Source organism: Pontibacter sp. BAB1700, from assembly GCF_000277005.1.
GTDB lineage: Bacteria > Bacteroidota > Bacteroidia > Cytophagales > Hymenobacteraceae > Pontibacter > Pontibacter lucknowensis.
This window is the reverse complement of the sequence record NZ_AKIS01000216.1, coordinates 1-8665: the sequence shown is the minus strand read 5'-3', so window position 1 is coordinate 8665 and position 8665 is coordinate 1. Positions and strand designations below refer to the sequence as shown.

At 54.3% G+C, this 8665-nt stretch carries 7 protein-coding genes and 2 pseudogenes; all 9 read right to left on the bottom strand.

Annotation, left to right across the window (positions count from 1 at the left end):
- Positions 1-698, bottom strand: a 698-nt coding sequence (locus tag O71_RS20100; RefSeq protein ID WP_040574970.1) for an SDR family NAD(P)-dependent oxidoreductase, incomplete at its 3' end; no start/stop codon positions are given.
- A 227-nt stretch (positions 699-925) separates the two neighbouring features.
- Positions 926-2035, bottom strand: a complete 1110-nt coding sequence (locus tag O71_RS20095; protein WP_081490550.1) for a M20 family metallopeptidase — start codon at positions 2033-2035, stop codon at positions 926-928.
- 423 nt (positions 2036-2458) lie between these two features.
- Positions 2459-2992, bottom strand: coding sequence for a TetR/AcrR family transcriptional regulator (locus O71_RS20090; protein WP_040574966.1), 534 nt, complete (start codon positions 2990-2992; stop codon positions 2459-2461).
- A gap of 28 nt (positions 2993-3020) precedes the next feature.
- A pseudogene (gene pcaF, locus O71_RS20085) lies at positions 3021-4228 on the bottom strand (3-oxoadipyl-CoA thiolase).
- 92 nt (positions 4229-4320) lie between these two features.
- Positions 4321-5666 (bottom strand): annotated as a pseudogene (locus O71_RS26130) (3-oxoacid CoA-transferase).
- A 6-nt stretch (positions 5667-5672) separates the two neighbouring features.
- On the bottom strand, positions 5673-6482 hold the full coding sequence (pcaD, locus tag O71_RS20070) for a 3-oxoadipate enol-lactonase (protein WP_007660772.1): 810 nt from the start codon (positions 6480-6482) through the stop codon (positions 5673-5675).
- Positions 6483-6501: 19 nt separating this feature from the next.
- Positions 6502-7419, bottom strand: a complete 918-nt coding sequence (gene catA / locus O71_RS20065; protein WP_007660771.1) for a catechol 1,2-dioxygenase — start codon at positions 7417-7419, stop codon at positions 6502-6504.
- 47 nt (positions 7420-7466) lie between these two features.
- Entirely contained in the window at positions 7467-7763 is a 297-nt protein-coding gene (gene catC / locus O71_RS20060) for a muconolactone Delta-isomerase (RefSeq protein WP_007660770.1), read from the bottom strand.
- A gap of 3 nt (positions 7764-7766) precedes the next feature.
- Positions 7767-8665: muconate/chloromuconate family cycloisomerase (locus O71_RS20055; protein ID WP_007660769.1), on the bottom strand; the 899-nt coding region annotated here is incomplete at its 5' end.

Genomic DNA, 8665 nt, shown 5'->3' with positions numbered 1-8665 from the left:
CCCTTGTGCTGCCTTCGGCAGTCGTCCAGGCGTTTGGTGGGATTGGCTTTTGCGTACTCGGTTTCGGCGGCTTTAGGGTCGTCGGGGTTTACCTGCCGGAAAGCTTCGGCTACCATGGGTGTTAAGATGGCGCCAGGCGCAATGGCATTGGTGATGACGCCGTAGCGCCCAAATTCCAACGCAGCATTTTTGGTCATACCTGAAACGGCGTGCTTGCTGGCCACATAAGGGGTTTGGTTCAGAACACCCCTGATACCGCCCACCGATGCCACGTTTACAATCCGACCGTACTGTTGCTTTTGCATGATGGGAATGATGTAGCGCATGCCGTAAAACACGCCCATCAGGTTAATGTCAATCACTTTTCTGAATACTGCTACATCGTACTCCGTCATCAGCGCTTGCTTCCCTTCAATGCCGGCGTTGTTGTAAAAGCCGTCGATGCGGTTGAAGGCCTCCACCGTTTCATCAACGTATTTTCTCACTTCCTCCTCTTCCGAAACATCTGCCGTCACAGTGATTACTTTTGTATCCGGGTACTCCTGCAAGACGGCTTGCTTTGCCTCACCCAGGGCTTTCTCATTGTAATCGACCAGCGACAGCTGTGCACCCTGTTTTGCGGCTTCATGTGCCGCAGCAAGACCCAGGCCCATAGCAGCTCCGGTGATGACGACGACCTTATTTTCCAGTTTTTTCATACCCATTCTTTTTAACCCAATCCACATTCTAGGCAGACTCGATGCTATACATTCCTGCCCATATTATCGCATAAAAACAAACGGAACCTAAATAATTGGTTCTTTAGTATTTGGCACTTTTTCGGCTTGCCCAATTCATGCCGGAACTGCTCCTAAACCCTGTCGCCACACGTTAAAGACAGTACCGGAAGATGACCTATACCTGAACTTCCTTCCAAAGACAGCCCTTATTTATTTAAATAGTCCAGGATGAGCTGCACCTGTGCTTTTACCCCATTTTGCAGGGCGCTTTCATCCACCCTGAACCCGGGGTTGTGGTTTGCCGGACCGTCGCCGATGCCGAGCGTCATAAAGCTGACAGGGGCAATTTTCCGGTAGTAGGCAAAGTCCTCGCTGGCTGTCATCATAGGGGCATCAAATACCTGCTCCTTTCCCAGAATGGCAGCAGCACTTTTCCTTACCTGAGCGTTGAGCGCTTTATCGTTCTGTATGGCTGGGTAAGTATTGATATAATCCAGCTCGTAGGTAGCTCCATAGGCCTTGGTGATGCTTTCAATTATTTCCTTTATCCTTTGCTCTACCTGTTTTCTGGTCTTATCGGATGTAGTGCGGATACTGGCAGCCAGTTCGGCCCTGTCTGCAATCACATTAAAGGCATCTCCGGACTGAAATTTACCGATGGTCACCACTGTCATTTCCCCTGGCTCAACGTTTCGTGACACAACCGTTTGCAAGGCGCTGACGATGGCCGCGCCTACCACAATCGGGTCAATTCCTAAATGGGGCATGGAGCCATGCGATCCTTTTCCGATGATGTTCAGGTTAAAGATGTCCTGCGCGGTGGAGGCAGCGCCATCGGGCAGTATACCGACGTGCCCGGCAGGGAAATTGGGCAAAACGTGCATCCCGAAAAAGGCCTCCACTCCCTTCAGCTCACCTGATTCCACGATGTCGATGGCCCCGCCGGGGGGCTGCTCCTCGGCGTGCTGGAAGATAAAGTAGACCGTTCCCTTTAGCTCCTGCTGCATTTTAGACAAGGTAGCCGCAGTTGCCAGCAGCATGGCGGTGTGCGCATCGTGCCCGCAGGCGTGGCTTACGTTCTTCTCTTTCGAGGCATACGGTAGGCCTGTCTCCTCCTGAATGGGTAAGGCATCCATGTCTGCCCGAAAAGCGACGGTTCTGCCAGGTTTGGCTCCTTTTAGTACCCCAATTAAACTTGTTTTGGCCGGCTTGATAACCTCTACGTTAGGCAGCTTGCTCAAGACTTCCTCCACATATTTGCTGGTTTGTTCCTCCTCGAGGACACCTCCGGGTGTTGGTGAATGTGGCGGCGCCATGTAATCAGATCTTCTGTGGGGATGTGCTTTACCCAGGCTACCTCTGGCTGGTTTTTTCGTGCATTACTGCCTTGCCTGGTTTGGGCCTGCACCACCCCAGCACACAGAAATGCCATCAGTAAGAATATAATTTCCTGCATAGACATACTCGTTTTAGATAAAAAGAAAACCTTATACCTTCAGGAATCAGCGCATCAGGCATTGGGTCGCGTACCGTCGTGTGGGTGAGGATGCGAACGGAAATGAGTTAAAGATCTGTACCTATAGTACGTCCTGCTGACTGCTTGGTTGATACGTTATCTTGCCGCCTGGTGACAGGCCTATCGCTTACAGGCAGGGACAGGTAAGGTAGCTGCACTTCAGGTATAGCTATGTTGATTTGCTTCGTTGTCAATCTGTTGAGGCCTGTTCACTGGCCGTGCGCTACAGCTTATACTTCTGCCTCATGGCTGAAACCAGTGCCTTTCTTTTGGCAACATCCGGTTGATGTGCTGCAAAGTACTTCCAGACGCCGTCGATGTGAATCAAGAGTAACTCTGCTTCCAGTTCAGGTGCGCTATACCCCAGATCTTTAAAACACTCGATCAGGCGCAACTGGCAGGGCCGCATGAAGTTTTCGTGGTAGCGGGAAGAGATCGGGTTCAGGGCCATGATCTTGTACTGCATCCGCCAGAAGTCGGGATTCGAATTTGTGAGCAGGATTGGCAGTTCAATCATGCTGCTGACATACTCGCCCGCCGAGAGCCCCTTCAGGTATAGGTTTGTTTCAAGGGCTGCTGACTGGTAGGCTTTTTTGATGATGGTTTCCAGCAGATGGTCCTTTGTGCCATAGTGCTTGAAGATCAGCGCCTCCGAAGTATTTGCCTCCGTAGCGATTGATTTTGTGGAAGTGGCGCGGACGCCACTTTCCGTAAACAGCTTTAAGGCTGCGTCCAGGATCGCTTCCCTCTTATTCATGTTCACTAATAAATCAATGGAAAAGCCCTTATACCCTTTCCAGGATTACGGCATAGCCCTGCCCTACGCCCACGCACATAGTGGCCAGCGCATAGCGTTTCTGTTGTCTTTTCAGCGAAAGTGCGGCACTGTATACGATCCGTGTACCGGACATGCCCAGCGGGTGCCCCAGGGCAATGGCTCCTCCATTCGGGTTTACGCGGGCATCGTCGTCGGCCAAACCAAGCGCTCGGGTGCAGGCCAGGCTTTGCGCGGCAAAGGCTTCGTTCAATTCGATCACGTCCATGTCGTCCAGGGTCAGGCCCGCCCTTTGCAGGGCTTTTTGTGTGGCAGGCACCGGGCCAATACCCATGATGCGGGGCTCCACACCGACGACAGCCGAACTCAAGATGCGTGCCAGCGGCTTAAGGTTATACTTCTCCACAGCTTCTCCTGAAACCACATAGGTAGCCGCCGCGCCATCATTCAGGCCAGAGGCGTTCCCAGCCGTCACTGTACCACCGGCCTTGAAAGCCGGCTTCAGTTTGGCCAAAGTTTCCAGGGTGGTATTGGGTCGCACAAATTCGTCTTTCGACACCACAGTAGGTTCCCCCTTCCGCTGCGGAATGCTAACCGGCATGATCTCTTCGGCTAACTGGCCATTCTGCTGTGCTTTGGTGGCTTTCATTTGCGACTGGTACGAGAATTTATCCTGATCTTCACGGGAGATATGTACATCTCCGCCAGGTTCTCAGCCGTGATGCCCATGGGGTCGACGCCGTACATTTCCTTCATCTTGGGGTTCACGAAGCGCCAGCCGAAACTCGAGTCATACATCTGCGAATCGGTGCCAAAGGCTTTGCTGGGCTTGGAAATGACCAGCGGCCCCCGCGTCATGTGCTCTACGCCACCGGCAATGAACACATCGCCGTCTCCGGCCTTAATAGCCCGCGCCGCATGCATGATCGCTGACATACCCGAGGAGCACAATCGGTTTACGGTCTCACCTGGAACGGTTACCGGCAACCCGGCCAGCAGCGCCGCCATGCGGGCTACGTTGCGGTTGTCTTCACCGGCCTGGTTGTGACAACCCAATATGACGTCATCCACGGCCTCTTTTGGTATTCCCGGATTCCGTATGATCAGCTCTTGTATGACCATGGCTGCCAGGTCGTCGGTTCGGACAAGCGACAAGGCCCCACCCAGGTTACCGATCGGTGTTCTGATTCCATCTATGATATAGGCTTCTTTGCTCATGAGTAAGGTAATTTTAAGTATAGATTTCAATTGTTAAGCCGTGCCGTTCAGGTTGTTATTTGTGTCAATGTAAAAAACTCTGAACAGGACGACTATTGCAGCTTCTCTATAAATCTAGCCGTTGTTTTAGCCCGTACCTCCTCCAGGGTAGCACCCGGCATCAGTTCTATAAGGGTCAACTGTCCGTCGATAAAGCGGAAAACGGCCAAGTCGGTGATGATCATGTCCACGGCTTTGAGGGCGGTGAGAGGCAGGCTACAGGTCGGCACCACTTTCGAAGAACCGTCTTTGTTAGTGTGGGTCATGGTGATGATGAGCGTTTTGGCACCCGAGGCCAGGTCCATGGCGCCGCCCACACCAAGCAGCGGCTGCCCCGGCACGGCCCAGTTGGCCAGGTTAGCCTGCTCATCCACTTCCAGACCGCCCATCACGGCAATATCTACATGGCGCCCGCGGATCATGGCAAAGGAGTCGGCACTATCGAAGTAGCTGGAGCCCGGAAGGSCGTTACCGGAATTTTGCCGGCGTTGACAGGGTAATCCATTGCGCCGCCGCCATCTTTTGGCGACGGGCCCACACCCAGCATACCGTTCTCGGTGTGCATCACAATGCCGTCCTCCGGAGTGATCAGGTCAGCTACCAGCGTCGGTATACCAATGCCCAGGTTTACCACATCTCCTTTTTTGAGTTCCTTTAGTGCACGCCTGGCCATGTTCATGCGGGTTTCGTCTGCTTTTCTGGACGAGGCCACGGAGGCAGAGGAGCCAAGGTCTTCCAGCGTCAGTTTCGCCTCCACCAGGTAGTCCACGTAAGAGCCCGGCGTGTGCACGTGCTCCGGGGCGATCTCGCCCACAGGCACAATCTCTTCCACTTCGGCTATCACCAGGTCAGCGGCAGTGGCCATGGCACGGTTAAAGTTCTGCTCGGTCATGCGGTAGGTCAGGTTGCCGGCGGTGTCGGCCTTCCAGGCGCGCACGAAGGCCACATTGCCCCGTATGCCCTCTATAAAGACCTGCTCCTTGCCCTGGATCATTTTTGTTTCGCGCCCCCTGGCCAGTTCGGTGCCCGCTGAAGTTGGCGTGAAGAAACCACCTATACCTGCGCCGCCCGCTCGTATGGCTTCGGCCAGTGTGCCCTGCGGCAGTAGTTCATACTCCACTTTGCCCTCCTGCGCAGCTTTCACAGCCTCCGGGTTGCTGGTAAAAAACGAGCCGATCATTTTCCTGATCTGCCCGTTGCGCAGTAGTTTGCCGCCCCCTATACCTGCCTCCCCTACGTTGTTGCCAATAAAGGTTAGATTCTTCGTTCCGGTTTCAGCCAGCGCGTGCATCAGGTGCACCGGGTTGCCCGTCATCCCGAAGCCACCCTGCAACAGTATATCACCATCCTTTACCAAAGCAACCGCTTCTTCCAGACTTATCTGTGGTACCGATTTCATATGCTATTAATTGTAAATTTGTAGATAAAAGTCGCCCTCATTTTTGGCGGCGTACAGTACATTTTTGGCAAACTCAGCAGGCAGTTCCATGCTGGAGAGGTGGTTGGCCTCTAGTTGCACATGCCGGGAGCGCGGGATGCCGCCCGCCAGAAATTCGCCATCTAAGGGTGTGGTCACTTCGTCTGCGGTGCCACTGATCACCAGTGTCGGCACTTTCAGCTTCGGCAGTTCTTTCCGGAAATCGGCATCGCGTACGGCAGCGCAGTTGGCAATGTATCCCTGCAACGAGGTATGGCAAAACTTCTCCAGCACGGCCTCGACCACCTCGGGGTGCGCCTCCCTGAAAGCCGGCGTAAACCAGCGCTCCGCCGTCCCCTGCAGTATACTTTCCAACCCATGTTCCCTGACCTGCGCAATGCGTGCGTTCCAGCCCTCGGCTGTCCCGATCTTTGCGGCGGTATTGGCCACGATTATTTTCTTGAATCGCTCCGGGTAGTGAATGCCCAGCCACTGCCCAATCAGCCCTCCCATGGATAATCCGCAGAAGTATACCTTGCCTATACCTAACAAGTCGAGCAAGGCAATGACATCCTGCCCCAATTCGGCGATGGTAACCGTGTCGGAACTGATGGTGCTTTGGCCATGGCCGCGGGTGTCGTAGCGCAGGATGTTGAGATGCTGCCTGAGCAGTTGCACCACAGGGTCCCACATGCTCAGATCTGTACCCAGCGAGTTGGAGAACACGATGGTATCGTCGTGCCCCAGGTCTTCATAGGTATAGAAAAAGTCGTTACCGGCAATTTTTGTTGTTGGCATCTGGTGCTTGGTTTAGCTATTAGCGAGGTCCGTGGGTACGTTCAATCTCGGCTGCAAACACGCCTTCCCGCTCTTTGTGTATCTCAAAATCGAAATCTATGGAAGCAAAAGGCTCGTCGATGTTAAACTGCTCTTTGGCCTCAGCGGCGGTATAGCGGGTAATGTGCGGCACAAGTTCCTCGCGGGAGGCAAAGGCAAAATCGTCCCAGATGAGCGGGTCGCCCTCAATGTTGATCTGGGTGGTGAGCTTGCGGTAGCCGGGTGCCGTTACAAAGAAGTGGATGTGTGCCGGCCGGCTGCCGTGGCGCCCGATGGCATTGAGCAGTTGGTCGGTCGCGCCGCCCGGAGGACAGCTGTAGCCGACCGGCAAAATGCTCTTGAACTTATACCTGCCGTCTGCGTCGGTGATGATGGCACGGCGCAAATTGAACGGCGGCTGCGAAGAATCGAATACCGAGTACATACCTTTCAGGTTGCAATGCCATACCTCTACTTTGGCGTTGGGCACCGGCCGGCCGTCTTCGTCGCGAACCTGGCCCTGCATGTACAGGCGCTCGCCTCCCACTTCGGGCTCTGTTTCCAGCTCGGCATAGCCTACCGACTCGGGTGAGCCTGGCACGTACAGCGGCCCTTCGATCGTTCTGGGTGTACCACCTGTTATACCTGCCTTCGCCTCGGCCTCATCCATGCGCAAATCCAGGAAATGCTCTAGTCCTATACCTGCCACTACCAGGCCCCATTCATTGTTCCGCCCGGTGGTCGTGAGCCAGTCCACTGCCTTCCAGATCTCCTCCGGCTGAATGTCCAGGTCTTCGATGGCATAAAAAAGGTCGGTGGTGAGGCGGTTCACAATCTCTTTGATGCGCTCCGAGCCCTGACCGGGAACTTCTGTCGATTTGATTTTTTCAACAACGGCGTCTATCTGATGTCTTTCCATGGTTAGTTTATGCTAAGGTTTAAGGTTAATCTGTTTTAAGGCGGTTTTTAGTGGGCTTCCTCTTCGTTTTTGATTGAGGAGTAATGCTGGCAGAGTGCGGTCACTTCCACGTCCATAAAAGGGTATAGCGGGAGCGACATCAGGATGTCGTGCAGTTCGCCGGCGCTGGCCACGTTGAAAATGCTGATGTTAGCGTATTGGCCGGCGATGCGCCAGATGTGCGTCCATTTACCCTGCCGCTGCAGCTCCTGCGAAAGCGCTTTTTCTTTTGTTTTCAGCCCCTCCACATAGTCTTTGTCCAGATCGAGGGGGATGTTTACTGTCATGTGCACGTGAAATAGCATAGCTTATCTTCTTTTGAATTTTTCGACTTGTTGCATGTCCAGTTCTATACCCAGGCCAGGGCCCTGCGGAATTTCCATCACACCATTCTCGTAGGTCAGCCTGGTCTTGACGATGTCCTCAGTCAGCAGAAGCGGCCCGAAAAGCTCGGTGCCCCAGTCGAGGTGCGGGAGTGTGCTGAAAACATGCGCCGAGGCCACCGTGCCCACGGTGCCTTCCAGCATGGTGCCTCCGTACAGGCTGATACCTGCGGCCTGGGCAATGGCAGCCTGTTTCTGGATATTGGTCAGGCCACCAGCTTTGGCTATTTTCAGGGCAAACACGCTGCCTCCTCCTATTTTGGCGAGCTGAAACGCATCTGCAACCGTGCCTGCCGCTTCGTCTGCCATGATCGGTACCCGAAAGTACTGCGTCAGTCGGGCGAGTCCGTCGAAGTTGGATTTGATGATGGGCTGTTCGATCAGGTCGATGCCTGCTTCCTGCAGCAGGGCTATACCTTGTTTGGCGGTGCTTTCGGACCAGGCCTGGTTCACGTCAACGGTCACTTTCACGTCTGGTCCCACGGCTTCTTTTATGGCGGTTACGTGCCGCACGTCGGTTCTCCAGTCGTTGCGGCCGATCTTCAGCTTAAAGGTGTTGTGCCGTTTGCTTTTCAGAAGCGCCATTGCTTCCTCTATATCTTTATCGGTGTCGCCGCTGGCCAGGGTCCAGAGCACGGGCAGGGTTTCCGTTATGGCACCGCCCAGCAGGGTGGCCACCGAAACGCCCAACCGCTTACCCTGGGCATCCAGTAGCGCGGTCTCAATAGCCGATTTCACAAAGTTGTTTCCTTTGATGTGGGCGTCCAGCAAAGCCATGATGGCATTGATGCTCCCGGCCGGTTTCCCTTGCAGCAAAGGGGCGA

Excerpts from the sequence above, each read along its gene's own strand:
- O71_RS20095 (WP_081490550.1), bottom strand. The coding sequence starts at position 2,035 with ATGGCGCCGCCACATTCACCAACACCCGGAGGTGTCCTCGAGGAGGAA.
- O71_RS20090 (WP_040574966.1), bottom strand. The coding sequence starts at position 2,992 with ATGAATAAGAGGGAAGCGATCCTGGACGCAGCCTTAAAGCTGTTTACG.
- pcaD (WP_007660772.1), bottom strand. The coding sequence starts at position 6,482 with ATGCCAACAACAAAAATTGCCGGTAACGACTTTTTCTATACCTATGAA.
- catA (WP_007660771.1), bottom strand. The coding sequence starts at position 7,419 with ATGGAAAGACATCAGATAGACGCCGTTGTTGAAAAAATCAAATCGACA.
- catC (WP_007660770.1), bottom strand. The coding sequence starts at position 7,763 with ATGCTATTTCACGTGCACATGACAGTAAACATCCCCCTCGATCTGGAC.